General features: G+C 65.9%; 21 protein-coding genes. 16 read left to right on the top strand and 5 right to left on the bottom strand.

What is annotated here, in order from left to right; translation table 11 throughout:
• Positions 1–5 precede the first annotated feature (5 nt).
• From SR882_RS09610 to SR882_RS09590, 5 genes are all read left to right on the top strand, one after another.
• Positions 6–1,745, top strand: coding sequence for an autotransporter assembly complex protein TamA (locus tag SR882_RS09610; protein ID WP_322521026.1), 1,740 nt, complete (start codon positions 6–8; stop codon positions 1,743–1,745).
• A complete protein-coding gene (locus SR882_RS09605; RefSeq protein WP_322521025.1) occupies positions 1,742–5,686 on the top strand; it encodes a translocation/assembly module TamB domain-containing protein in 3,945 nt (1,314 codons plus the stop codon). Before SR882_RS09610 ends, SR882_RS09605 begins: the two co-directional genes overlap by 4 nt.
• Complete coding sequence (locus tag SR882_RS09600; protein WP_322521024.1) at positions 5,686–6,375, top strand: zinc metallopeptidase; 690 nt, start codon at positions 5,686–5,688, stop codon at positions 6,373–6,375. The genes SR882_RS09605 and SR882_RS09600 overlap by 1 nt, the downstream gene beginning before the upstream one ends.
• A gap of 267 nt (positions 6,376–6,642) precedes the next feature.
• Positions 6,643–7,119 (top strand): hypothetical protein, encoded by a 477-nt coding sequence (locus SR882_RS09595; protein WP_322521023.1) that lies wholly within the window; start codon positions 6,643–6,645, stop codon positions 7,117–7,119.
• A gap of 981 nt (positions 7,120–8,100) precedes the next feature.
• On the top strand, positions 8,101–8,871 hold the full coding sequence (locus SR882_RS09590) for an inositol monophosphatase family protein (protein WP_322521022.1): 771 nt from the start codon (positions 8,101–8,103) through the stop codon (positions 8,869–8,871).
• Positions 8,872–8,980: 109 nt separating this feature from the next.
• Here SR882_RS09590 and SR882_RS09585 read toward each other — a convergent pair whose 3' ends face one another.
• Together SR882_RS09585 and SR882_RS09580 are read right to left on the bottom strand one after the other, a co-directional pair.
• A complete protein-coding gene (locus SR882_RS09585) occupies positions 8,981–9,847 on the bottom strand; it encodes an undecaprenyl-diphosphate phosphatase (RefSeq protein ID WP_322521021.1) in 867 nt (288 codons plus the stop codon).
• 209 nt (positions 9,848–10,056) lie between these two features.
• Entirely contained in the window at positions 10,057–10,653 is a 597-nt protein-coding gene (locus SR882_RS09580) for a Maf family protein (protein ID WP_322521020.1), read from the bottom strand.
• Positions 10,654–10,784: 131 nt separating this feature from the next.
• On the opposite strand from SR882_RS09580, the gene SR882_RS09575 reads away from it, so the two are divergent.
• The 8 genes from SR882_RS09575 (at position 10,785) to SR882_RS09540 (ending at position 19,391) form a co-directional block, all read left to right on the top strand.
• Complete coding sequence (locus SR882_RS09575; RefSeq protein WP_322521019.1) at positions 10,785–11,366, top strand: YceD family protein; 582 nt, start codon at positions 10,785–10,787, stop codon at positions 11,364–11,366.
• Positions 11,367–11,479: 113 nt separating this feature from the next.
• Positions 11,480–11,665 carry a 50S ribosomal protein L32 gene (gene rpmF / locus SR882_RS09570; protein ID WP_125197768.1) on the top strand — a complete coding sequence of 62 codons (186 nt, stop codon included), beginning with the start codon at positions 11,480–11,482 and terminating at the stop codon, positions 11,663–11,665.
• A 121-nt stretch (positions 11,666–11,786) separates the two neighbouring features.
• Positions 11,787–12,809, top strand: coding sequence for a phosphate acyltransferase PlsX (plsX, locus tag SR882_RS09565; RefSeq protein ID WP_322521018.1), 1,023 nt, complete (start codon positions 11,787–11,789; stop codon positions 12,807–12,809).
• Entirely contained in the window at positions 12,806–13,780 is a 975-nt protein-coding gene (locus SR882_RS09560) for a beta-ketoacyl-ACP synthase III (protein WP_322521017.1), read from the top strand. The genes plsX and SR882_RS09560 overlap by 4 nt, the downstream gene beginning before the upstream one ends.
• A 27-nt stretch (positions 13,781–13,807) precedes the next feature.
• Positions 13,808–14,275 (top strand): CYTH domain-containing protein, encoded by a 468-nt coding sequence (locus tag SR882_RS09555; protein WP_322521016.1) that lies wholly within the window; start codon positions 13,808–13,810, stop codon positions 14,273–14,275.
• A gap of 150 nt (positions 14,276–14,425) precedes the next feature.
• Positions 14,426–15,052, top strand: a complete 627-nt coding sequence (locus tag SR882_RS09550) for a response regulator transcription factor (RefSeq protein WP_322521015.1) — start codon at positions 14,426–14,428, stop codon at positions 15,050–15,052.
• 15 nt (positions 15,053–15,067) lie between these two features.
• Positions 15,068–16,909: an excinuclease ABC subunit UvrC gene (uvrC, locus tag SR882_RS09545; protein ID WP_322521014.1), complete on the top strand. Its 1,842-nt coding sequence runs from the start codon at positions 15,068–15,070 to the stop codon at positions 16,907–16,909.
• Between the two features lie 103 nt (positions 16,910–17,012).
• Positions 17,013–19,391, top strand: coding sequence for a mechanosensitive ion channel domain-containing protein (locus tag SR882_RS09540; RefSeq protein WP_322521013.1), 2,379 nt, complete (start codon positions 17,013–17,015; stop codon positions 19,389–19,391).
• 105 nt (positions 19,392–19,496) lie between these two features.
• Here the strand turns inward: SR882_RS09540 and SR882_RS09535 are convergent, their stop codons facing one another.
• On the bottom strand, positions 19,497–20,093 hold the full coding sequence (locus SR882_RS09535; RefSeq protein WP_322521012.1) for a Tll0287-like domain-containing protein: 597 nt from the start codon (positions 20,091–20,093) through the stop codon (positions 19,497–19,499).
• Between the two features lie 174 nt (positions 20,094–20,267).
• The gene (locus SR882_RS09530; protein ID WP_322521011.1) at positions 20,268–20,915 is read right to left on the bottom strand and encodes a DUF1134 domain-containing protein; all 648 of its coding nucleotides are present in this window, start codon (positions 20,913–20,915) and stop codon (positions 20,268–20,270) included.
• Between the two features lie 203 nt (positions 20,916–21,118).
• On the opposite strand from SR882_RS09530, the gene dcd reads away from it, so the two are divergent.
• On the top strand, positions 21,119–21,700 hold the full coding sequence (dcd, locus tag SR882_RS09525) for a dCTP deaminase (protein WP_322521010.1): 582 nt from the start codon (positions 21,119–21,121) through the stop codon (positions 21,698–21,700).
• A gap of 41 nt (positions 21,701–21,741) precedes the next feature.
• On the opposite strand, the gene SR882_RS09520 is transcribed toward dcd, so the two are convergent.
• Complete coding sequence (locus tag SR882_RS09520) at positions 21,742–22,416, bottom strand: histidinol-phosphatase (protein WP_322521009.1); 675 nt, start codon at positions 22,414–22,416, stop codon at positions 21,742–21,744.
• Between the two features lie 462 nt (positions 22,417–22,878).
• Between SR882_RS09520 and SR882_RS09515 the strand changes: the two genes are divergently transcribed.
• Together SR882_RS09515 and ptsP are read left to right on the top strand one after the other, a co-directional pair.
• Positions 22,879–23,457, top strand: a complete 579-nt coding sequence (locus SR882_RS09515) for an RNA pyrophosphohydrolase (protein WP_322521008.1) — start codon at positions 22,879–22,881, stop codon at positions 23,455–23,457.
• A complete protein-coding gene (ptsP, locus tag SR882_RS09510; protein WP_322521007.1) occupies positions 23,447–25,738 on the top strand; it encodes a phosphoenolpyruvate--protein phosphotransferase in 2,292 nt (763 codons plus the stop codon). Before SR882_RS09515 ends, ptsP begins: the two co-directional genes overlap by 11 nt.
• The last annotated feature ends 121 nt before the right edge of the window (positions 25,739–25,859 follow it).

Here is a 25,859-nt window from a genome sequence, read left to right as displayed (position 1 = left end):
TGGCCATGCCGCGTCTAGGCGCGGCCCGGCTTGGCGCCGCCTTGCTGCTCGGGACGACGACGGCGATGGCCGCACCGACCCCACAGTTGCAGCTGACCGGTCTGTCCGATAGCCGCCTGATCACCAATGTCGGGCTGTCCATGCCTCGGGTGGGCTTTTCCTGTCAGGCGAGCACCGCCCACATCCGCCGTTACCTGGATGCCGCCAGCGAGGCGGCCGAAGAGGCATTGCAGGCCTACGGGTACTTCAATGCCCGCATCCGCCCGTCGATTCAGCGGCGAGCCGAATGCCGCGATCCGGCGCTGGATATCGAGGCCGGTCCGGTCACCACCATCGAGGCGGTGAGCATCGATCTGCCCGAGCCGATCCGCGAGATCGATTCGGTGCGCGCGTTCGTGGCCGAGCAGCGTCCCTCGGTGGGCGCGCCGCTCGACCAGGCCGCCTATGACGCCCTCCGCGATGGCATTCTCTCTCGCGTGCAGAAACTGGGTTACCTCGACGCACGCTTCACCCGACGCGAACTGGTGGTTGACCCGGCCACGCAGTCGGCGCGCATCGCCCTGGCGCTGGCGCCGGGGTCGCGCTATCGCTTCGGCGAGGTGGTGATCGAGCAGTCCATTCTCGAGCCCGAGCTCGCCCGCCGCCTGACGGGAGTGCCGCCCGGCGCGGCCTACACCAGCCGTGATCTGTTGGCGATGAACCGCAACCTGACCGGTACCGAGTACTTCGAGTCGGTCTCGGTGCGCCCGATGCTCGACCAGCGCGAGAATCTCGAGGTGCCGGTCGAGATCACCACCTATCCCAACCCGCGCACCTCCTACGAATTGCGCGCCGGCTACGCCACCGATGTCGGGCCGCGCGTGGGCGCCGGCGTCAAGCGTCGCTACGTCAACAAGCGGGGTCACCAGTGGTCGGCCCGCACCGAGCTTTCGGCAATCGAGCAGCGACTGGAGACCAGTTACACCATCCCGCGGGCGGCCGATCCGTTGCGCGAGCGCTATGACATCTACGCCCGGGTCACCCGCGAGGACAACAACGACATCGTCACCACCGCGGCGGCCAGTGGCGTGCAGTGGGTGCGCGAGGCCGACCGCTGGACACGCTCGCTGTTCACCGAGTACCTGCTCGATCGGACCCGCTACGGCGATGAGCCGGCCGAGTCCAACGGCTTTGCCATCCTCGGCGGGCGACTGGGCTACCAGGGACTCGATGACGCACTCTTCCCGACCGAGGGCGTCGTGTTCGATGTCTCATTGCAGGGCGCGGCCGAGCCGGTCGCCTCGGCGGCCAGTTTCGTCCGTGGCCGGGCCTTCGCCGGTGGCTACCTGCCGGTGGGCAAGTGGATCTTCTCCGGCCGCGCCGAGGCGGGCGTGATCGTGACCGACCAGTTCGACAAGATGCCACGGTCGCTGCGCTTTTTCACCGGTGGTGACCGTTCGGTGCGGGGTTACGAGTACGAGTCGCTCTCCCCCCGCGACGAGGACGGCACGCGTACCGGCGGCAAGTACCTGCTGGTGGGCAGTCTCGAAGCGATGTTCCCGGTGGTCGAGGATGACTGGTACCTCGCCGCCTTCGTCGATAGCGGCAATGCCTACACCGATCCCGAGGCCGAGCTCAAGACCGGTGCCGGGGTGGGGGTGCGCTGGCGATCGCCGGTGGGCATCCTCCGCGTCGATATCGCCCAGCCGCTGGACGGCAGTGATGGCCTGCCGATGCTGCATCTCGGGCTGGGGGCCGCATTTTGAGTGCGGCGTCGGCTTTCCTGACATCGCTGGTCTGGCTGCGGCGACTGGTGCTGGTCGCCGGCTGGTCCGTCGTGCTGTTGGCCATCCTGGCGGTCGTTGCCGGCTGGTGGCTTACCGCCACCCCCGGCGGGGTGAACTGGGCACTGACACAGGCCGAGCGGCAGTTGCCGGCGCTGTCGATAGGCGAGTCGCGCGGCACCCTCTGGCGCGGGTTGGAGCTCGAGCAGGTCGAGTGGGCACCCGAGCAGGGCGTGAGCGCCCGTGTTGCCCAGGCCCGCTTGCAGATCGATCCGGCGGCCTTGTGGCGCAGTGGGCTGCGTATTCCGGCACTTGTCGTGCGCGAGGCCCGCATCGAGCTGCCGCCGCCTGATCCGTCGGCCCCGCCCGGCGAGCCGTTCGATCCGGCCGAGCTCTCCCTGCCGCCGGTGTCGCTGGCGGTCGAGCGCCTGGTGGTGGACCAACTCGTGATCGAGCAGGGCGGTCGGCGCTACGCGGTGTCGCGTGGTCGGCTGTCGGCCCTGCTGGATGCCCGCGTCGAGCGGCCGCGACTGGAAATGGATCTCGACGAACTGGCCCTGCGCCTGCCTGACGGCATTCGGCTGGATGCCCGCGCGGCCGTCGCGCTGGAGCCGGCCGGTGACATGCCCTTGATCGGGCAGGTCGATTTGCTGCTCGATCACCCGCAGGGCTGGCTCTCCGGCCAGATCGATGCCGATGGCGATTTGCTGGGGGAGCTGAACCTGCGCCCCCGGCTGGCCTGGATGGGGGCGGACGGCCTGCCGGCCGCGCTCTGTGGTCGCCTGCGTCTCGAGCAAGAGAGGTTGACCATCGAGCACCTGGTCGCGGATCTGCTCGGTGGTCGGTTGGCGCTCTCCGGCACGGCGGGATGGTCGCCGACCGGACGGGTCGAGTTGACCGGTCACGGCGAGTCGCTGAACCCGGCCTGGGCCTCACCGGGGACCCCGGGATCGCTCTCGTTCGATTTCGATACCGAGCTGGCGGCGGCCGATGGCTGGTTGCCGGTGGCAGGATCGTTATCGGTGGTCGGCCTGTCGGGTGACCTGGCCGGCGAGTCGATCCAGGCCGTCGATATCGACCTGCTTCTCGACGACACCCAGGCCGAGGCGCGGGTCTCGGGCCAGGCCGGCGGTGGCGAGTTGCGCGTGGATGGGCGTCTCGATGCCGAGAGGCATCTGCGCGCGGACTGGCAGATCGATGCGCTGCCGCTCGCCGGCGGGGTGGAAGGGGGCTATCCGGTACACCTGGCCAGTCGCGGCCGACTCGATGTCGAGCTGCCGGACTGGAATCGGTCCTTGAGTGATGCCGAGTGGCTGTCGGCCCTCCGGGCGCGTGTCGAGGATGGCCGGCTGGAGCTGGTCGAGCGCCGTGATGCCGGCCAGCGACGGGCCGTGATCCTCGAGGTGGGCGGTGAGCTGCAAGCCGGTCGCCTGGCAATCGAGCGGCTCGCCCTCGACGGGCCCGGCGCCAACCTCGAGGCATCCGGGGCGCTGGAGCTCGATCCCGATTGGGCGCAATGGCAACTCGATGGCGTGCAGGGCAAGCTCGCGGTCCCAAACGTGGCGGCCTTGCCCTGGGATCTGATCGAGCGGCTGCCCGGGGTGGATTTGGCGCCCCTGCAACCCGCCGCCGCCCGCGGAGCAATCCACGTCGAGGTCGATGCCTCCGGGCCGATACTCGCCCCACAGGGCGAGCTGGAAGCGCGTGTCGACGGGTTGCGACTGGCGGGCTATGCCCTCGATCGGGCCCGTGCGACAGCGGTGATCGACCCCGCCGTTGATGCGACCCCGTTGGCGGAGCGGCGCATGCGGATATCGCTGGATGCCGGTGCGCTTGCCGCGGACACCGGCGAGGCGCTGTTCGATCGACTGGCATTCACCGCGGAGGGGAGTCCATCCGCGCATCGCGCCACCCTGGAGGTCGACGGTCCGGTGGAGGGGCGACTGGGCGCGCGAGGCGGTTGGCAGGAGACCGCAGAAGGGGCGGGCGCGGACGAGATGGGTTGGCAGGGGCAATTGACCCGCCTGGAGCTGGGGTGGCGCGACGGGCACCCCTGGCGGCTGCGGGCGCCGGCTGATCTGTTCGTCGCGCCGGCATCACAGCGACTCGGGATGCTCTGCCTGCAGCCGGACGTCCCGGGACCGGCCGCCGGGGATGTCGGCTCGCTGTGCCTGTCGGGGGAGCGTGCCGGGGAGGTGCTCTCGGCGCAAGTGGACGGGGATCTGGCGCTGCAGGCGTTGTGGCAGCAATGGCCCGGGCACAAGGCGGCCGCGGTCGAATGGCCGGGGCGTGTCTCGATCGCGGCCAAGGCTCGGCTGGACGGGGCCTCTCGCTCGGCGAACGTGGACCTGCGCCTGCCGGCCAGCGAGATCCGGTTTACCGGCCGCGATGAGATCGAGACCGACGCGGATGGCCAGGTGATTGCCTATCCCGAGACCCGCCTGACGGCCGATCTTGCTGGCGAGCGTCTCGAGGCATCCCTGCGGGGCGGGCTCGAGGACTGGCTGGTGTTCGACGGGCAGGCCGAAGCTGGTCTGGAGGATGGTGCGCTTGATGGGGCGCTCTCGCTTCAGGAGGCCGATCTGGCCCGGTTGTTCGACCTGGTCGACCGTCTGTTCGGTCCGCTCGATTTGCCGATCACCGATCTGGCCGGGGCATTGAGTGGCCGGCTGGCAGTTTCGGGGCGGCTGGATGCCCCCCGGCTGTCGGGGCGGCTGTTGGCCGAGGATCTGGGGTTCGCCTCCCTGCCCACGGGCACGGATTACCGCGATGGCCGCCTGGACCTGTCGGTCGAGCCCGACGGGACACTGCGCCTCACCGGGGAGTTGCTGGGCGAGGCCGAAACCCCGCCACGACCGGTGTTCACGGCCCGCCGTGTCGACGAGGTCGAATCGCCCCGCAGCCGCGGGCGCATCCGACTGGACGGCAGCGGTCAGGTGACGGCGCTGGATGACTGGTGGCTGGAGGCGGGACTGGGCGGCGAGGCCCTGCCGATACTGCGTCTGCCGACGCTGGCGGTGGATGCGCGCCCGGCGATCTCGATCGACCTGGCGCCGGACGGCGGTCAACTCGACGGGGCGATTCACGTCCCCCTGGCGATCGCCAATCTCGGCGAGCTGCCGGAGAGCGCCCGTGGCAACTCCGAGGACCTGGTGATTGTCGGCCAGGAGCCCGAGGAGCGCGGCGGGGGCTACCCGTTGAGCGGTGATATCGAGGTGATTCTCGGCGACCAGGTCACTCTGCGTGGTCAGGGTTTCGCCACACGCCTGACGGGTGGGTTGGAGATGCAGTTGCGTCCGGGGGAATCGCCGGGGGCGTTCGGCGAGATTCGCCTGGAAGACGGTCGTTACGAGGCCTACGGCCAGACGTTGACGGTGGAACGCGGTCGGTTGATCTTCACCGGCCCGCTGACCGCGCCGGGCCTGGACGTGGTCGCCACTCGCGAGATCGACGACGAGGCCGGCACGGTGGTGGGCCTGTCGATTGCCGGCGAGCTGGAATCACCCGAGACCGAGGTGTTCTCGCGACCGCCGACGTCGCCCAGCGATGCCCTGTCGCTGCTGCTCACCGGGCGGCGCCTGTCGGCCGGCAGCGATGCGGATGCCTCCCTGCTGCTCAACGCGATCGCCGGGCTGGGTATTCGCCAGGGCGACGATCTCGCCCAGCAGGTCAACAGCGTGTTCGGCTTCGACGAGATCGGCCTGACCACCGATGGCGGGGTCGGCGGCACGCAGTTGAGCGTCGGCAAGCGTATCGGGGAGAATCTGCTGGTCCGCTATGCCGTGGGCGTTTTCGATGGAGTCGGTGAAGTGATCACGCGTTATCGCATCAACAAGTTTCTGCACCTGGAGTTGTCCAGTAGCGCCGAGTCGCAGTCCGGCGACCTCATTTACCAGATCGACCGTGGGCGACCGGAGGATTGATGGGCATCGGGTTGCTTATTGGTCTGGGTCTGATGGCCGCGCTGTCCTACCTGCCCGGCTGGTGGGTGGGGCGGGTCATGCGTCGTCACAGCGAGCCGGCCGATCGGTTCGATTTCAGCGGGGCGGACCTGGCCCGCTACCTGCTCGACCAGCACCACCTCGAGTACGTCAAGGTGGAGAAGACCGACACGGGCGATCACTACGACCCATCTGATCGCACGGTGCGCCTGTCACCGGCCCACTTTGCCGGGCGGTCGCTGACCGCGATCACGGTGGCGGCCCACGAGGTCGGCCACGCCCTGCAGGATGCCGAACAGTACCCGCCGTTTCTGCGTCGCCAGGAGGTGGTCGAACGCACCCAGTGGGCGCAGCGGATTGCCGGCTGGATCCTGGTGGCGATCCCCGTGGTCTCGGTGATCCAGAAGGGGCCGCTGGCCGGCCTGGTGATGTTCGCCGCCGGGGTGATGACCATGGCCGTGCCGGTGTTCGCGCATCTGGCAACCCTGCCCACGGAACTGGATGCCAGCTTCAACCGCGCCCTGCCGATGCTCAAGGAGGCGGGATTGTTGAAGCGCGCCGATCGCCGACCCGCGCGACGCATCCTGCGCGCGGCGGCGCTCACCTACGTCGCCCAGGCGCTGTCCTCGCTGATCAACGTCTTCAAGTGGCTGCGTGGCATGCGGCGCTGACACGACGACGTGCGGAACCGGAAAGCCATTCACGCTTGCGCCCGTGTACGCGATCTGGTCATCTGAAACCGACCGAACATCAATGGAATGCAGAACGAGGTTGTCACGGATGGACGACAAGCGCCCCCGGAGCGCGTTCGCGCGCAATGTTTCTCTTTTTCTCGTGCCGCCACCCGGTGAGCTCCAGTTGTGGGGTCGCAATCTCTCATTGCGCGTCGTTTCCACACGTCTTCTTATGTCGGTCATCCGCTATGCAGGGAATCCGACATGGGCATGAAGCAATCGATTATCGACTGGCTGGAGAGCGTGCCCGGCCCCACGGAGGCCCAGACCCGCCGTTGGCGTCGGGTACGTTGGGGGCTGATCGGCTTGGCCGTGTTCCCGGAAATCCTGCTCTGGTACGTGCTGTATCGCATGGACGTGAGGGATCCGCCGGTTTGGTTGAAGCTTCCAACGAATTGGATCTTTGAAAACATTCCGGCTGCGCAAGGTCATACGTATCTAGCCTTCGCTGTGAGGGAGAAAATGCCGTACCTCTTTGCAATTGGCTTTTCTTTCGCACACTTGGTTGCCGTGGCTATCTTGTTTTTCAACCATGAGCGTTCGCCTTTTTCTGGGGTTGGGCGGGCTCTGCTATTTTCGACCGGTAGAGCGATGATTCATCTTGTGGGCATTGAATTTGTTTTTTTTTGTCTGGCTGTATTGGATTTGCTTTTTCACCTCGGAGGTGACAGTGACTGGTGAGTGCACGTATATGGGTTGCGTGCCTGAAGTTACCGAACTTCTAATGCTTTACTGGGTTGTGATTTTTGGTGTGGTCGGGGCGTGTCTAGGGCAGCATTTCGCATTCCTGCGTGATCTTGTTTTGCACGCACGTAATCGTTGATTTTTGATTTTATATCTTCACAGGGATTGACATGAATATGTCAGATGAAATGGATAAGCCGTACTGCTACGATGAAGAAGGAGCTTTGACTGTTGATATAGCCAAGTCGCAACCGACGGATACCGCGGAGGCTGCCTAATCTATCTCGTTGCGAAGTTTGTCTTTACTGCCATGTCCGGTTGTTGGCATTTTCTTTGATTGATCAGATTTAAGTTGTAAGGGGTATGTTCCGTGTCAAGGAAATTCAAGGTGATCACTCTGTTGATTGTGATCATGATCATCGCTTACTGGGCCTCCTTGCATATTAGGTCCGCGATGGTGTTGTCGGACGGGGAGAAATTTGCGGTCGATGTTCTTAAAGACATATCGGATGACAATTGGAGCGTTGATTCGATTAGGAATCACTCCTCTGATTGGCTGTTGTATTCTATGGACACGGACCCAGAGGTTTTTTCCGACTACATGAGAATAAATGTAGGTCGAATACATGAGGTTTCCCTCCGGGGAGAATGTGATTTTCAGGGGGTGGACTTAAAAGGCAAGTCTGGGGTGTATGTTTGGGGTGTGTGTCCGATAAAGGTTTATTCTCAGGTTGGCACCTCTTCTTTTGATATCAAAATTTTATGGAATGGTGATTCTAGAGTTTGGTTTTTGTATGCGTTGAGGAATGGTGTTTTTATAAGGTAAAGGGGTCAGAAACCTTTTCGTAAAGTGGCTGCGCGGCATGCGTCGTTGACACTCGGTCCGCTTTGCGTCCGAACGCAGGCGTGTCTCGTATACAATGCCCGCCATCACGCCGGCATCCGGCACGAAATCCAGAGTAAAACCAGGAACGCGTCATGCAGAGCCAATACCTCGAAACCGCGCTGGCCGCCGCCCGCGCCGCCGAAACCGTCGTCCGCCGCTACTGGCAGCAGAACGTCGAGATCGAGATCAAGGAAGATGCCACGCCGGTGACGGTGGCCGACGTGGAGACCGAGAAGGCGATCAAGGCGGTGATCCTCGATGCCTTCCCGGATCACGGTTTTTACGGCGAGGAGACCGGCAAGACGCGGCCTGATGCCGAGTTCACCTGGCTGGTCGATCCGATCGACGGCACCAAGAGCTTCGTGCGCGAGTACCCGTTCTTCTCCACCCAGATCGCGCTGATGCACGGCGACGAGATCATCCTGGGCGTCTCCAGCGCGCCGGTGTTCGGTGAATACGCCTACGCCGAGAAGGGCGGCGGGGCGTTCTTCAAGGATCGCGCCGCGCGGGTCAGCCAGATCGACACGCTCGGCGAGGCGACGCTGTCGGTGGGCAACCTCTCGACCTTGGCCAAGCAGCCGGTCGGCTGGGCGGGTCTGGCGACGCTGGTCGCCGAGGTCAACCGTACCCGTGGCTACGGCGACTTCTACCACTACCACCTGCTGACGCGCGGTGCGATCGACCTGATCGTCGAGTCGGACGTCAACGTGCTCGACATTGCCGCCTTGTCGGTGATCGTGCAGGAGGCCGGTGGCGTATTCACCGATCTGGAAGGCAAGGGTGTGGGTCTGGACACCACGACCGTCTGTGCGGCTGCCACGCCGGAACTGCACCAGATCGCGCGCAAGCGGCTGGGCTACTGAGCGCCGACGGTCGGGGTTTTCCTTTGGGCTGGATTTCAGTCCAGCGCCGGCCGTCACGCCGGCTGCCCGGCGGGGCGAGGTGAATGGACCGGCTCGTCGGATGCGCGCGTCAGGCCGGCAGGTCGATCCAGCCGAACAGGACGGCCGCGGCCAGCAGCCAGACATAGAAGGAAAAGATCTTGAGTTGGGCGCGGTAGAGGAAGTAGACCACCAGCTTCAGGGAGACGATGCCGACCAGCGCCGAGACCACGAAGCCGACCGCCATGGCCATCAGGCTGACGCCGTTGAGGCCGAGATTGCCCCAGACATCCAGGCTCTGCACCAGGGTGGCCGCCAGGATGGTGGGGATGGCCAGGAAGAAGCTGTATTCGGCGGCCCAGCGGCGCTTTAGCCCCGTGAACAGCGAAAACACGATGGTCATGGCGCTGCGCGACAACCCCGGGACCAACGCGAGACCCTGGGCCACGCCGATGACGGTCGCCACCCGGGCGTTGATGCCCTTCAGACCGCGCCGGCGCGGCCCCAGCTTGTCGGTCCACCACAGCAGGATGCCGGTCAGGGTGAGCGTGAAGGCGATCATCAGCGGCGTGGCGAACACCTGCTCGAAGGTGGTCTTGAGCCCGAAGCCGATTGCGGCGGTGGCCAGTACCGACAGCATCCCCAGCAGGAACAGGCGCACGTACAGTGGCATGCCCTCGTGGCGCCCGTCGGCCGAGGCCCAGTGGAGGGCGCCGGTTGCCGCGTTCCGCGAGAAGCGCCACAGGCTGGGCCAGAACACCACCACGATCGAGACCAGCGTGCCGACATGCACCACCAGGTCGAACAGGATCATCTCGGGGCTGTTCGGCGGCGGCAGGTCATGGCCTTTCTCGATCAGCCAGTGTTGGGTCAGCACCAGGTGGGCCGTCGAGCTGACGGGCAGGAACATGAAGATGCCCTGAATGACGCCGAGCAGGGCGGCGATGAGCAGTGTCACGTGGCTATCCTGACGATGGGAAAGCGGTGTTTTTACTGCACGGGGCCGGGGGCGTCAAATGCCGGCAGCCTCGCTGGCATGCACGGCACGAGTGCGGTCAGTCTTCCGGTGTTCACATGCGGACAAGGTTCTCGTGTCGTCGGCCCTGCGCGACCGCTTATCAGCGGGCTTATCAGCGGCGTTCCGGAACACGCCTTGCCCGGCGGTCTTTAGGCGCGATGCAGGGGGTCGATGCCCGCATCGCGCAGCAGGCGCGCGGTGGCGATCAGCGGCATGCCGAGGATCGCGCTGGGGTCGCGACTGTCCATGCGTTCGACCAGGCAGATGCCCAGGCCTTCCGAGCGCATGCTGCCGGCGCAGTCGAAGGGGCGCTCGATCTCGACGTAACGGGCGATCTCCTCGCGGGTCAGCTGCCGCATGCGCGCTTCGACGATCTCGTGCCAGTCGAGTCGCCGCCCGTCCGGGCAGGCAACGCTGATCGCCACGTGGAAGGCAATGGCTTCGCCGGCGATCTCGGCAAGCTGGCAACGGGCGGTTTCGGCATCACCGGGCTTGCCCAGGAGGCCGCCGCGCCAGGAGAGCATCTGGTCGGAACCCAGGACCACGGCGTCGGGGTGTCGCCCGGCTACCCGATCGGCCTTTGCCCGGGCCAGTCGTTGGCAGGCCTGCGCGGCTGGTTCGTTGGCGGCCAGCGTTTCGTCGATGTCGGCGGGGTCGACGGCGTAGGGGATCTGCAGTCGGTCCAGCAACTGGCGGCGGGTTGCCGAGCCGGAGGCGAGGATCAGGTCTGGTTTGTGGAGCGGCATTGTGTTTGGCGAAAGTGTGAGAAGCCGGTAAACTTAGCGGATTAAGATTCCCGCTTGCAAGGCCGTTGGCGCCCCGGGCCATTTTGGGCCGTTCTGGGGGCGTCCCGGTCCACTGGCGCAGGATGGTGCCGATGTCGACTGACGACAGCCAGAAGGATGCCAAGCCGTTGGATGTGAGGCAGTTGAGCGTGCCGCTGGATGTGCGCGCCGCGTGCCGGGCGGGAGAGGAGCGGGCCGGCGAATTGCCGCTCTCGGCATTGTCGCGATGCCGCGACATGGCCCCCGAGGATGGCCGGCTGTCCTATCGGATACGTTTCTTCGAGGGACAGGGGGTGCACCCGCTGGCCGCCGAGATGGCCATCGAGGCGTCGTTGGCGCTGGAATGCGCCCGCTGCCGCGAGACGGTGGTGCAGCCGGTCGCCTCGTCCTCCCGGTTGAGCTTCGTGTTCAGCGAGGAGCAGGCCGAGCACGTCGACGCCGCGGCCGAGCCGGTGATCCTCGGGCGCGAGGGGCGGGTCAAGCTGCTCGACCTGATCGAGGACGAGCTGCTGATGGCCGTGCCCCTGATGCCGGTGCATGAAACACCCTGTGGGCCGATCCCGCCCGATCGGCCTTACGAGTCGGGCCAGTTGGCCGAGCCGGTCGACGAGGACGGCGACGAGAATCCCTTCGCGGCCCTGGCCGCGTTGAAGAAGGTACCGGGGAAAGAGTAAACCCGGGGGCACATGAATTCGTGTCGTGGCGGTAACGCCGCGACGGAAAGGGAAAACGTGAAAGTAAGCAGGCGCGCCCCGGCGCGTCTTGATCATTTTGGAGGTAGAAAACCATGGCCGTACAGCAGAACAAGGTCAGCCGCGCCAAGCGCGACTCCCGCCGCGCCCACGACAGCCTGAAGAGCACCCAGCTGTCCATCGATCCGACCAGCGGCGAGACCCATCGTCGTCACCACGTCACTCCGGACGGTTTCTACCGTGGTCGTCGCGTGGTCACCAAGTCGGGCGACAACGCCTGATTTCCTTCGCCGAATGCCTGCGTGCCGCCTGCTTGTCGGGCGGCACGGCCTGTCCGTGCCGACTCGTCGGTGATTCGGGCAGCGTCGTCACGCGCGGGCTTCCCGCGGGCAAGGGGCATCGATGACTAACCAGATCGCAATTGACGTAATGGGTGGCGATCACGGACCCGAGGTCACGGTCCGTGCCGCTGCCCGTTTTCTGTCGCGCCACCCGTCCGCCGGGCTGTTGCTGGTCGGCGACCAGGCCACGATCGAGCGGTACCTGGCCGACGAGGCCGGCGTGGACCGTGACCGGATCGAAATCGTCCACGCCGACCAGGTGGTGGCGATGGACGAGTCGCCGGCGGTCGCCCTGCGCATCAAGAAGTCGTCGTCGATGCGGCTGGCGATTGATCTGGTCAAGGACGGGCGAGCACAGGCTGCGGTCAGCGCGGGCAATACCGGGGCGTTGATGGCCACGGCCAAGTTCGTGCTCAAGACCCTGCCGGGTATCGAGCGCCCGGCCATCTGCACCGCGTTGCCGAACGAGTCCGGGCACACCCATGTGCTCGACCTGGGGGCCAATGTCGATTGCGATGCCGAGCACCTGTTCCAGTTCGCGGTCATGGGTTCGGTGTTGGTCGAGGCCTTCGACGACAATCCCTCACCGCGCGTCGGCCTGCTCAATGTCGGTGCCGAAGCGATGAAGGGCAACGATACCGTCAAGAGCGCCGCCGAACGCCTCCAGGCGGGGCCGGTGAACTACATCGGTTTCGTCGAGGGCGACGACATCTATAAAGGTGGCGTTGACGTGGTGGTCTGTGATGGCTTTGTCGGCAACGTCGCGCTCAAGAGCAGCGAAGGGGTGGCGAAGATGATCAGCCACTTCCTGCGCCAGGAATTCAAGCGGGGCATCTTCTCTCGCCTGGCCGCCCTGATGGCGCTGCCGGTACTGGCGCGTCTGAAAAAGCGTGTCGATCCCGGCCGCTACAACGGGGCCAGCCTCCTCGGCCTGCAGGGCATCATCATCAAAAGCCATGGCGGGGCCAGTGTCGAGGCCTTCGGCAACGCGCTCGACGTGGCCCTGCGCGAGATCGAGAAGGACGTGCCGCGCCGTATCGACCAGCGGCTGGAGACACTGCTGCAGGAGCGCTCTGACGGATGATCCATTCGCGCATCACCGGGACCGGCAGCTACCTTCCCGAGCGGGTCATGACCAACCGCGATCTCGAGCAGATCGTGGATACCTCCGATAGCTGGATCCGCGAACGTACGGGCATCGAGCAGCGCCACATCGCCGCCGACGGTCAGCTGACCTCCGATCTGGCCGAGCCGGCGGCGCGGCGCGCGCTGGAAGCGGCCGGCCGGGTGCCCGAGGAAGTCGACTTGATCATCGTGGCCACCACCACGCCGGATCGCACCTTCCCCTCCACGGCCTGCCTGCTGCAGCAGAAGCTCGGCATCCACGGTCCGCCGGCGTTCGACGTCCAGGCGGTTTGCACCGGCTTCGTCTACGCCCTGTCGGTGGCCGACAAGTTCATCAAGACCGGCGCGGCGCGTTGTGCGCTGGTCGTCGGCGCGGAGACGCTGTCGCGCATCGTCAACTGGTCGGACCGCAACACCTGTGTGCTGTTCGCCGACGGCGCGGGCGCGGTGGTGGTGGAGGCCTCCGACGAGCCGGGCATCATCCGCACCGACATCCACGCCGACGGCAGCTACGAGTCGCTGCTGACCACGACCAAGCCGAACCCGGAGACCACCGATCCGGAGCGGCTTGCCGACGGCACCGCCTTCATCGAGATGCGCGGCAACGAGGTCTTCCGCATGGCGGTGAATACCTTGGGGCGCATCGTTGACCAGACCATGGAGGCCGCCGGCATGAGCCCGGACGAGATCGACTGGCTGGTGCCACACCAGGCGAATATCCGCATCATCCAGGCCACGGCCCGCAAGCTGGGCATGTCGATGGACCGGGTGGTGGTGACCGTCGATCGACATGGCAACACCTCGGCGGCCTCGGTGCCGCTGGCACTGGATGCGGCCGTGCGCGACGGGCGCATCAAGCGCGGTGATGTCATCCTCACTGAGGCCTTTGGTGGCGGCTTTACCTGGGGTTCGGCGCTGCTGCGCTACTGATCCGCTTTCGACCTTCCGGAGACGCGAATGGCCAAGGAAATCGAACGCAAGTTCCTGCTGGCCAGCGAGGCCTGGCGCAACGAGATCGAGCGCTCCGAGCGCATGGTGCAGGGCTATCTCAACGACCAGGGGCCGGTGTCAGTGCGTGCCCGCATTGCCGGCAGCCGGGCCTGGTTGAACATCAAGAGCCGGACCCTCGGCATTTCGCGCGACGAATTCGAATACGAGATCCCCCTGGCGGATGCCGAACGGATGCTTGATCACCTGACCACCGGGCCCGTGATCGACAAGACCCGGCATTTCGTGCCGCGCGACGGTCTGCTGTGGGAAATCGACGAGTTCCACGGCGAGAACGACGGTTTGATCGTCGCCGAGGTGGAACTCGAACACGTCGATCAGCCCTTTGCTCACCCGGCGTGGCTGGGCGACGAGGTGTCACACGACGCCCGGTACTACAATGTCTCGCTGGTTAAAAATCCCTACAGTCAGTGGTAAATTGCGGGCTGTTCGATGCCACCCCCGGGTGGCTCGCGACGGAACATTCGGGCCGGGCGACGCGAGTTTGCCGGTCAGGACAGGGCGCACGGTGAGGAATCGATGCGGGCGTGTCCGCACCAAGACGAAGGGTTGCCGATGATTCGGGTCATGATTGTTGATGATCACACGATGGTGCGCGCCGCGATCAGTCACCTGATCGGCGGGGTACGCGACATCGAGGTGGTCGCCGAGGCCGACAGTGGCGAGAGCGCGCTCGACAAGTTGCGCTCGGAATCGATCGACGCGATTCTCTGCGACATCCACATGCCCGGCATGGGCGGTTACGAGTGTCTCAAGCGCGCTCACCAGGCCCATCCGCGCCTCGGCCTGGTCGCCCTGACCGCCGAGGCCGACATCACGCTGGCGCGCCAGGTGCTCGACTGCGGCGTGCACGCCTACGTCACCAAGGATGCCGATCCGGACGAGTTGATCAGCGCCATCCGCAAGGCCGCCGAGGGCAAGCGCTACGTCTCCAGCCGCATCGCGCAGGAGATCGCCTTGCAGAACGGGCGCCCCGAGGAAGACCCGTTCGAGGTGCTGTCCGGGCGCGAGCAGCAGGTGCTGCGCATGATCCTCGACGGCAAGAACAATACCCTGATCGCCGAGGCGTTGTGTGTCAGTCCCAAGACGATCAGCACCTACCGCGCCCGCATCCACGAAAAGCTCGGGGTCAGCACCGACATTGACCTGCTGCGACTCGCCGTCAAGGCTGGCCGTACCGTTCTCTCGGCCTGATCCTTCCCCGCGCCCATGACCGACCGGTTTGATGCCAAGGCCTTCCTGGCCTCCGTGACCGAGCGCCCCGGCGTCTACCGCTTCCTCAATGCCGACGGCGATATCCTGTACGTCGGCAAGGCGCGCAACCTCAAGAATCGCCTTTCGAGCTATTTCCGCGGCACGCCCAAGGCGATCAAGACCCGCCGGCTGGTCGAGCAGGTGGCGGACGTCGAGATCACCACCACCCAGACCGAGGCCGAGGCGCTGCTCCTGGAGAGCAACCTGATCAAGGCCCATCGACCGCGCTACAACGTCCTCCTGCGCGACGACAAGAGCTACCCCTGGATCTACGTCTCCACCAACGATCGCTTCCCGCGGCTGGCCTACCACCGCGGCTCGCGCAAGCGCCCGGGGCGTTACTTCGGCCCGTATCCCTCGGCCGGCGCGGTGCGCGAAACGCTCAACCTGCTCGAGAAGGTGTTCAAGGTGCGCCAGTGCGAGGACAGCGTGTTCAAGAACCGCTCGCGCCCCTGTCTGCAGTACCAGATCGAGCGCTGCAAGGCCCCTTGCGTGGACTACGTCGACGAGGCGGAGTACCGCCAGGACGTGGAGGACACCATGGCGTTCCTGTCGGGGCGCAGTCAGAAGCTGACCGATGACCTGGTGGCCCGCATGGAGCGCGCTGCCGAGGCGCTGGATTTCGAGGCCGCCGCCTCCCTGCGCGACCAGATCGGCATGCTGCGGGCGGTGAGCCAGCAACAGGGCATCACCGGCATGTCGGGGGATGCGGACGTGATCGCGCAGATCAGCGAGCAGGGCGCCACCGCCGTGGGCGTGGCCACCATCCGCGATGGCCGGCACCTGGGCACCCGGCATTTCTTCCCGGACGTGCCGACCGACGCCGACCCGGCCGAGGTGATCAGCGGCTTTCTGGGGCTCTATTACAGTGACCGCGACCTGCCGCGGCGCATCCTCTGCGATCACCTGCCGGAGGACGCCGAATGGCTCGCCGGGGTATTTGCCGAGCAGGCCGGGCATCGTGTCGAGTTGCTGGTGCCGCAACGGGGCAAGGCCCGTGCCTGGCTGGAAGACACTCGCGAGAACGCGCGCATTGCCCTGGCCGAGCGGTTGGTCAGCCGTCGCGGCCTGACGCGCCGGTTCGAGGCCCTGGGTGAGTGGCTTGCCATGGAGCGAATCGAGCGGATCGAGTGCTTCGACATCTCCCATACCCAGGGCGAGCTGACGGTGGCATCGTGCGTGGTATTCGGGCCGGAGGGGCCGCGCAAGGACCAGTACCGTCGCTATCACATCGAGGGTGTCGCCCCCGGGGATGACTACGCCGCCATGCACCAGGCCCTCACAAGGCGTTTCGATCGCGCGGTGCGCGAATCGGGCGTGCTGCCGGACGTGTTGCTGATCGATGGCGGCAAAGGGCAACTCGCCCAGGCGATCGACGTGCTTGCCGAGCGCGATCTGGCCGGCCGCGTCCGCGTGATCGGTGTGGCCAAGGGGCCGGAGCGGCGACCCGGCGAGGAAAGCCTGATCCAGCCGCTGGTCGGCTCGCCGGGACTGTATGTCGAGGACCATCTCAGTCCGCACGACCCGGCGCTGCACCTGATACAGCAGGTGCGCGACGAGGCACACCGTTTCGCGATCACCGGCCACCGGGCCCGGCGGCAGAAGGCGCGCACGCAGTCGGACCTAGAGCGCATTCCCGGAGTCGGTGGCAAGCGCCGTCAGGCGCTCTTGAAGCACTTCGGCGGCATCCGTGGACTCAAGGGGGCGAGCATCGCCGAACTGGCCAAGGTGCCCGGGGTCTCGCCGACGCTTGCCACCCGCATCCACGAATGGTTCCACGAGGGCGGGGCGAACTGATTCGCCCGCTCCCCCGATTGGGCCTGGAATATCCTCCCGCGCGTTCATCCGCGTTTTCCTTTGCTAGGCTTGCAGCCGTTACCGCCCCATGCCGGAGAAGCACTTGATTTCATCTGTTCCTGCCGATTCGCCCACCTCGCTGTTGCCTCGCTGGCGTTGGTGGCCGGGAATCCTGCTGTCGGTGCTGTTGATGGCCGCTGGTCCCGCAGTCGCCCAAGAGGCGGGTAGCCAGGGTGAATCCGCGGCCGGGCAGGCGGCCGATGCCGAGGCAGGTTCCGAGGCCGGTGGCGAGGGCCGCTATGCGGGTCTGCTCGAATTGCTCAAGGATCCGGCCAAGCGCGACGAGCTGATCGCGGAACTCGAGCGGTTGTCTTCCGGCAGTGGCGATTCGTCGGGCGATTCGTCCGAGCAGGCCGCCGATGCGTCGGGGGTCGCTGATGGCATCGCCTCGGGTCTGGTGGGTGTGGTCTCGGGTACCGTGGCCGACATGGCGGGCTCCCTCTCGCGACTGGCGCAGGGCGGGCTGGACGTGGACTGGGCGTCGGTCGGGCAGATCGCCTGGCGGGTGATCGCGGCGCTTGCCATCGCCTACCTCGTGCTGGTGATTGGGCGGCGCCTGCTTGGCGGTATCTGGCGACGTCTGGATGCCTACGCGCAATCGGCGACCACGCGTCATCGGCTCCTTCGCACCGGGGTGGCGGTGCTCGCCAGCCTCGCGTTGGGGGTGGTGGTGTTGGCCGTGGCCTACGTGGCGGCCCAGGCCAGCGTCTGGTGGCTTGCCGATGGCGACGAAACGACCGGCGCCGTGCTCGGGCTCGCGTTGCAGGCCTTCATCGTGGTCGAGGTCGCCCGGTTGCTGGTGAACACGGCGTTCGCGCCAGCGTCACCCGGCCTGCGTTTGTTCCAGCTGTCAAAGACGGATTCGCACTTCTGGTCCGGCTGGCTTTCGCGTGTGATCTGGTTTTCCGGCTATGCCGGGATCATGCTGGTGCCGGCGATCGAGCGGGCCGATCGAGGTGATCTGGCCAACGCCGTGAGCTGGGGGGTCGCCCTGGTGGCCTTGGTCTATACCTGGAGCCGGTTGTGGAAGGCGCGAGGCACGGTGCGTGGCGCGCTGGTCGCGCGAGGGGAGCGTAGTCGCCAGCCAGTCGCCTCCTGGGCCTTCCGTCTGCTGGGTGCGAGCTGGCACTGGCTGGCGATGATCTACGCGACCGGCGTGTTCGTCGTGGCCATCACCCGGCCGGGCGAGTCCCTGCCATTCGTCGCCATGGCGACCTTCAATACCGTCGTCATCGTCGGCGCGGCGATCTTCGTCGCGGCCATGCTGACCCAGTGGATCGGGCGGGGGGTGCCGGTGCCCGAGAGCCTGCTCCAGCGCATGCCCACCCTGCAGTTGCGCCTGAATACCTACGTGCCCCTGATCCTGCGAATCGTGCGGATCGTGATTGGCATCGTCGCGCTGTTCGGCGTGCTGTCGGTCTGGCATCTGGTCGACATGTTTGCCTGGCTTGCCAGTGATGGCGGTCGATGGTTGCTCGCGGCGTTAATCGATATATCGATCGTGCTGATCATCGCCCTGATCGTCTGGCTGCTCGCCACCGGCCTGATCGAGGCGAAGCTCAACAGTGACAACGGCATGCCCTCGGCGCGCATGGAGACGCTGCTGCACCTGTTCCGCAACGCCATCGCGATTGCCCTGATCATCATCACCGCGATGATCATCCTCTCGGAGCTCGGCGTGAACATCGGGCCCCTGCTCGCCGGCGCCGGGGTGCTGGGCCTGGCGATCGGTTTCGGCGCGCAGAAGATGGTCCAGGACGTCATCACCGGCGTGTTCATCCAGATCGAGAACGCCATCAATACCGGCGACGTGATCACGGTGGCCGGGGTGACCGGCACCGCCGAGCGGTTGTCGATCCGCTCGGTCTCGATCCGCGATCTGTCGGGGACCGTGCACGTCATCCCGTTCTCGTCGGTGGACATCGTCTCCAATTACATGCGCGAGTACGCCTTCCACAAGGGCGAGTACGGCATTGCCTATCGCGAGAACATCGACGATGCGATTGCCCAGCTCAAAGCGGCCTTTGATGAGCTGGCGGCCGATCCGAAGTTCAAGGACCACATTCTCGAGCCGGTCGAGATCCCCGGGGTGACCGCGCTGGCCGACAGTTCGGTCAACATCCGGGTGATGATCAAGACCACGCCCGGCGATCAGTGGTCGGTCGGCCGGGCCTACAACCGCCTGGTGAAGATGTACTTCGACAAGGCGGGCATCGAGATCCCGTTCCCGCACACCACGATGTACTTCGGCGTGGACAAGGACGGCACCGCCCCGCCGGCCAACCTGCACCTGCTCAAGGACGAGTCGGTGGAGCAGGATTACGAGACCGAGTCCGATCAGCGCTCGCGCCGGGGCAAGAAGCCCGATGGGCCGGGCGGCAAGGTGCCTGCCCAGGACGACGTCGAGACGCCGGAGGACTGACTGCCGCGGCCGATTGGTCGCCCGCCACAAAAACGCCCCGACGTGGTCTCCCACGTCGGGGCGTTTCTTATTTTGGAACCCGTTGCGACTTGTCTGGACTGGATATCAGTCCTTGAGCGCGGCGCTGATCGAAACGGCGCCGCGGATGTCGCCTTCCGCGAAGCCGGTCGCCTGGTCGTCGGGGTACAGGCGATCGATCTCGGCCTTGAGTTTCGGGTCGACATCCTGCCCGTGGCAGGTCAGGCAGACGCCCTCGGTAGCGATGGCCTTCATGAAACGCAACTGTTTCTCGCCGTCGACTTTCGTCACCTCGTGCCAGGCAATTTCGCCGACCGGTGTGCCATTGGCCTTGCGGGCCTCGAATTCCTGCATGACCGCCCGCTCCCAGTCGGTGGGCTCGGTCGCGCGCGGCTTGAGGCTGGTGCGGCGCAGGGTGTAGCCACTCTCTTCGCTCAAGTCGGCGGCGATTTCCGGGGCGCGCTCGTTGCACACTTGCACGGCGGCCATCGGTCCACCTTCCTTCATGGCCGCCTGCAGCTCACCCTTGAGCGTCTTGCCGAAGGCCTGCATGGTCGCTTTGTAATCCTGCAGCTGCGCCTGGACCGCCGCGTCGGTCGCGGCCTCGGCGTGGGCCGGCATTGCGGCGACGCTCAGCGCGGTGGCGGCGAGCAGTGAGGGAATGAGTCGGGTCTGTGCCTTCATGGAATGTCTCCTTGCAGCAGGGTTGAAATAAGCGGTGACAATTGGGGCAAACACGCAGCTTATAGCCAAACCCGGGGCGCAGTGCAAGATCGAGCGCTACTCGGCACGAAAAACGCCGGCCTTGCGGGGCCGGCGTCGAAACGGGCGATCGGTCCTGGAATTCAGAACGGATTATCAGAACGGATTGTAGGACTTGTCCTGCGTGAACTGCGTGTAACCCACGCCGGCCCCCAGCCGCAGACCGACCCCGACACGGATCGGCGCGACCACGATCGACTGGCTGCGCAGGTACTGCATGCCCACGCCGCCAACGACGAACGCCGAGCCATTGACGCCCGCGAAGCGCTGGAAGATCAGATCCGGGCGGGGCAGGTTGTAGACCAGCATGAACACACGCCCCGCATCGCCGCCGAAGTCCCAGCCGACCGACGGCCCCTGCCAATAGACGGTCTGCTTCTCACCGGACTTGGCCATGAACTCGCCCATGCCGTAGCGCAGACCGACAACGAGCGCGCCGCCGCCTTCCTCGCCCTTGATAATGGCGTTGGGCCGGCCGTAGTCGGCGAAGGCGCGGTCGATCATCCGGGCAATGCCCTCGGCTGAGCCACCCAGGAAGTTGACCGCCTCCTGAGTCGTTTCGTACTTGTCGTAGCCATCATCCTGCGCGGCCTGGTTCGAATCGCCGCTGGTCTGGTTGGTTGACGGGTTGGTGGCGCAGCCACCCAGGAGCAGGGCAAGGGCGAATGCCCCGAGCACGGCGGCGAGCCGTGAACCCGTGGCAGACGCTACGAAACGTGGGGTGTTGGAGAGAGTGCCTTGCATGTTTCGAAAAATCCCTTGTTCAGAGTGAAACGGCATGTCGAGAGGTTGCCTAAGGACGTTCCTTAAGCAGACCGGCGCAAGCCGCAAAAGTTGCGCGGCCGCGTGCCGGGCGGGCCCGGTTGACAACCCGCTGTTTTGTCGCAAGCATACGCGCTTTGCCGCGGGATCGCCCGATGGCGCCGCCTTTTCCATGGGATGACCGAATGAGTATCAAGTCCGATCGCTGGATCCGCCGAATGGCCGAGGAGCACGGCATGATCGAGCCGTTCGAGCCGGGACAGGTTCGTAGCAGCCGGGACAGCGAGGGCAACGATGTGCCCATGGTGTCCTACGGCACCTCGAGCTACGGCTACGACGTGCGCTGCTCGACCCATTTCAAGGTGTTCACCAACATCAACACCACCATCGTCGACCCGAAGGCCTTCGACGAGCGCAGCTTCGTCGACGTGCATTCCGACGTCTGCATCATCCCGCCAAACTCGTTTGCCTTGGCACACACGGTCGAGTACTTCCGTATCCCGCGCAACGTGCTGACCATCTGCCTGGGCAAGTCGACCTATGCCCGCTGCGGCATCATCGTCAATGTCACCCCGCTCGAGCCGGAGTGGGAGGGCCACGTGACGCTCGAGTTCTCCAACACCACGCCCATCCCGGCGAAGATCTACGCCAACGAGGGCGTGGCGCAGATGCTGTTCCTCGAGTCCGACGAGGTCTGCGAGACCTCCTACCGGGATCGTGGCGGCAAGTATCAGGGACAGCGCGGCGTCACCCTGCCGACGGCTTAATGCCGGTGGGGCTCGCCGCTGGCGTGCCCCGCCGACTTCGCCTATTCCGCCGTTTCCTCAACGGCGTTCAGCATCAGGATGTCCCAGCCACGCGCCTCGGCCTCGCGTCGCAGGACGGGGTCCGGGTCGACCGCGACCGGGTGATCGACCTGCTCGAGCAGCGGCAGGTCGTTGCGCGAATCGGAGTAGAACCAGGTCTCTTCCGGGCGCACCTGCTGCGTCTCCAGCCATTCCTCCAGTGCCAGGATCTTGCCATGCTGGAAGGTCGGCGTGCCGGTGTAACGACCGGTGTAGCGACCGTTACGTCGCTCGGGCTCGGTCGCCAGCAGGTGCGGGATCTCCAGTAGCTCGGCGATCGGGCCGGTGACGAAGGCGTTCGTCGCCGTGATCAGCATCAGGGTGTGGCCCCGGTGCCGGTGGGATTCGACCAGCTCGCGGGCGGCCGGCGTGATCATCGGCCGGATGGCCTTTTCGATGAACGCGGACCGCCACGTCTCCAGGTCCTCGGCCGGGTGCTCGGCCAGGGGGGCGAGCGCGAAGCGCAGGTAGGCGTCGATATCGAGCGTGCCCTGCTGGTAATGGCGCAGGAACTCGTCGTTGTGACGGGCGTAATCGTCGGCGTCGACAATGCCGTGTTCGGTCATGAAGGCGCCCCAGGCGTGATCGGAGTCACCGGCGAGCAGGGTGTTGTCGAGGTCGAAGATGGCGAGTTTCACGAAAGGCCTCCTGCCGACAGGGCACGAAGCGCCTGCCGTCATGATCGCGTTGGATCCCGACCGGGGCCGGGTCGACGGGCGCGCATGATACCCCAACATGACCGGATCGTGGCCCGGGGAATGCCAGTCTGGCCTGGCCGGTCGTCGTCGGTGCCGAGCAGCGCGTCAGAATGGGCGTTGCCGCTTGTCCGATCCGCCGGGGTGCGCCTTGTTGATCGGCAATCGGCCCGACGTCGGGCGGTCGCATCGATGGTCGAATCGGGCGAGGAGGCCGGAGGGAAGGGCGCCTGCAGCGGCGGATCGTGAGTCGGCTGGCGGCGTCGGTTTATCGCCCCGGGGTTTTGTGAAAGAATCAATGACACTTGGGTGACCATCGACGGCCTGCTTTCGGCACGGTGGCTTACCCCTGCGGGGCGCGACGTCCCGCCATTTCAGGCGACTGACTTTTGCAAGAGTGGAATCGTGATTGACCGTAGCGGCTTTCGACCCAATGTCGGCATCATCGTGTGCAACCAGCGAGGCGAGGTCTTCTGGGGCAAGCGGGTCGGCCATCGTTCCTGGCAGTTTCCCCAGGGCGGCATCGATGTCGAGGAGCGGCCGCTGGAGGCGATGTACCGTGAGCTCCACGAGGAGGTAGGGCTCTTGCCCGAGCATGTCTCGGTCATGGCCTGGACGCGTGGCTGGCTGCGCTACCGGCTGCCGCGCAACATGGTGCGTCGTCACGTCCAGCCTGTCTGCATCGGTCAGAAGCAGAAGTGGTTTCTCCTGCGCCTGCGCACCGACGAGAGCGCCTTCGATCTCAACGCCACCCACAAGCCGGAATTCGATGGCTGGGAGTGGCGCCCGTTCTGGTCGATCCTGCCCGAAGTGATCTACTTCAAGCGCACCGTCTATTTTCAGGCGCTGCATCAGCTCGCGCCCTTCATCGAAGGCGTGCCCGCCGAATGCCCGGACGACTGCCTGCCCGAGCAACTCGAGCGGCGTGGCGGACGGGACTCATCGGCCGATCTGGCCACGGCGGGGAATCGTGATGCTCGATGAGCTGCGCCAGATCGTTACCGAGGTGTCCAAGTCCGCCGACCTGCGGGCGGCGCTCGACCTGATCGCCCGACGGGTGCAGTCGGCGCTCGACGTGTCGGTCTGCTCGGTCTACGTGCTGGGTGGCGACGAGGCCGAGGCGGTCGAGCCCAGCCTGGTGCTGCAGGCCACCGAGGGGTTGAACAAGGCGATGGTGGGGCAGGTCTCGCTCGCCCTCGACGAGGGGCTGGTCGGGCTGGTCGCGCGTCGGGCCGAGGTGATCAACCTCGAGGATGCCTCGCTCCATCCGGCCTTCAAGTTCGTTACCGATATCGGCGAGGAGCCCTATCACGGCTTTCTGGGCGTGCCGATCATTCACCGGGGCGATGTGCTGGGCGTGCTCGTCGTGCAGGCCCGGGAGCGGCGCCGGTTTTCCGACGACCAGGAATCCTTCGTCGTCACCCTGGCCACCCAGCTGGCCTCCGCCATTCGTCACGCCCGCGCCAGCGGCGAGTTGATGCGCACCGGCAACGAGCCCGGCGGCTTTGACTCCGCGTTCTCGGCGCGCGGGCTGCCGGGCTCGCCCGGCGTGGTGTTCGGCACGGCGGTGGTGGTGGCCGACGGCCAGTCGCTGGAGATGGTCGAGGATCGCGAGGTCGAGGACATCGACCACGAGCTGGGCGTGCTCGACAGCGCGATCGAGGCCGTCCGACAGGAATTCGAACAGCTCAAGATCGATTTTGCGCGGGCATCCGGTAGCGAGGAAGAGAACCTGCTGTTCGATGCCTACATCCGCATGCTGTCGGGAGGTTCGCTGGTCGAGGCGATCGAGCAGCATATCCGCGCGGGCCAGTGGGCCGGTGCCGCGTTGCGCGATGCGATCGCCGAGCACGCTGCCGTGTTCGAGCAGATGAGCGATGCCTATCTGCGCGAACGTGCCCAGGACATCCGTGATCTCGGCAACCGCGTGCTGCACAAGCTGCACGCCGAGAGCGCCGGGCCGACCGAGTGGCCCGATCAGATCGTGCTGGTCGGCAATGACCTGTCTGCCTCGCATCTGGCCGAGGTGCCCACCGAGCGCCTGGTCGGTATCGTCTCGTCGACGGGCTCGGGCTCCTCGCACCTGGCGATACTCGCCCGGGCGCTGGGCGTTCCGGCGGCAATGGGCGTTTCCGACCTGCCGATTTCCCGGCTGCGCAACAAGGAGGTGGTGGTCGACGGCTATCGCGGCCTGGTCGTGGTGCGCCCGCGCGGCTCGCTGCGCGAGGAGATGCAGCGGCTGGCCCGCGAGGAAGCCGAACTGACCGAAGAGCTGGCCGCCCTGCGCGACGAGCCGGCGTTGACCTCCGATGGCGTGCGCGTCGCCATGCACGTCAATATCGGCCTGCTCTCGGACATGGCGCCGTCGCTGACCGTCGGTGCCGAGGGCATCGGCCTGTACCGCACCGAGGTGCCGTTCCAGATCCGCAAGCAGTTCCCGGGCGAGGAAGAGCAGGCGCACATCTACCGCGAGGCGCTCGAGACCTTCGTCGGCAAGCCCGTGGTGTTGCGTACGCTCGACGTCGGCGGCGACAAGCCGCTGTCGTATTTCCCCATCCGCGAGGACAACCCGTTCCTCGGCTGGCGGGGCATCCGGCTGGTGCTGGACCACCCGGAGATCTTCCTCACCCAGATCCGCGCGATGCTCAAGGCATCGGCGGGACTGAACAACCTGCATATCCTGTTGCCGATGATCTCGGCGGTCGAGGAGCTCGACCAGTCGCTGGCCTACATCGAGCAGGCGTTCGACGAGGTGTCCGAGGAGATCGGCGAAATCCGGCGGCCCAAGATCGGCGTGATGATCGAGGTGCCGTCGGCGGTCTACCAGGCCGACGCGCTGGCTCGACGCTGCGATTTTCTCTCCATCGGCACCAACGATCTCACCCAGTACCTGCTGGCGATCGATCGCAACAACGAGCGCGTCGCCTCGCGGTACGATGCCCTGCACCCGGCGGTGCTCGCCGCGATCCGCGATATCTGTGCCGCCGGGGCACGGCAGGACTGCGAAGTGGCCGTCTGCGGTGAGCTGTCCGGTGACCCGCTCGGGGCCGTGCTGCTGCTGGGGCTGGGAATCCACTCGCTCTCGATGAGCGCCGGTTCATTGCCGCGCATCAAGTGGGTGATCCGCAGTTTCTCGCATGCCGATGCCCAGGCGCTGCTCGAGCAGGCGATGCGTTGCGAACGCCCCGCCGAGATCCGCACCTTGCTCAACCAGGCGCTCGACGATCGCGGGCTGGGCGGCCTGATTCGCGCGGGCCGCTATTGAGCGTCGACCGCTGCCCCCCGGGGCGATTGACTTGGCCCCGGTCGATCCCTATCATGGCGCACCTTCGTCACCGGCACGGGTCGAACCGCTCCGGCGGACGAGGCGCGTTTGCGCGATGACG

The organism is Guyparkeria halophila (assembly GCF_034479635.1).
Classification (GTDB): domain Bacteria; phylum Pseudomonadota; class Gammaproteobacteria; order Halothiobacillales; family Halothiobacillaceae; genus Guyparkeria; species Guyparkeria halophila.
Note: the sequence above shows the minus strand (reverse complement) of the source record. Positions and strands in the feature narration are given on the sequence as shown.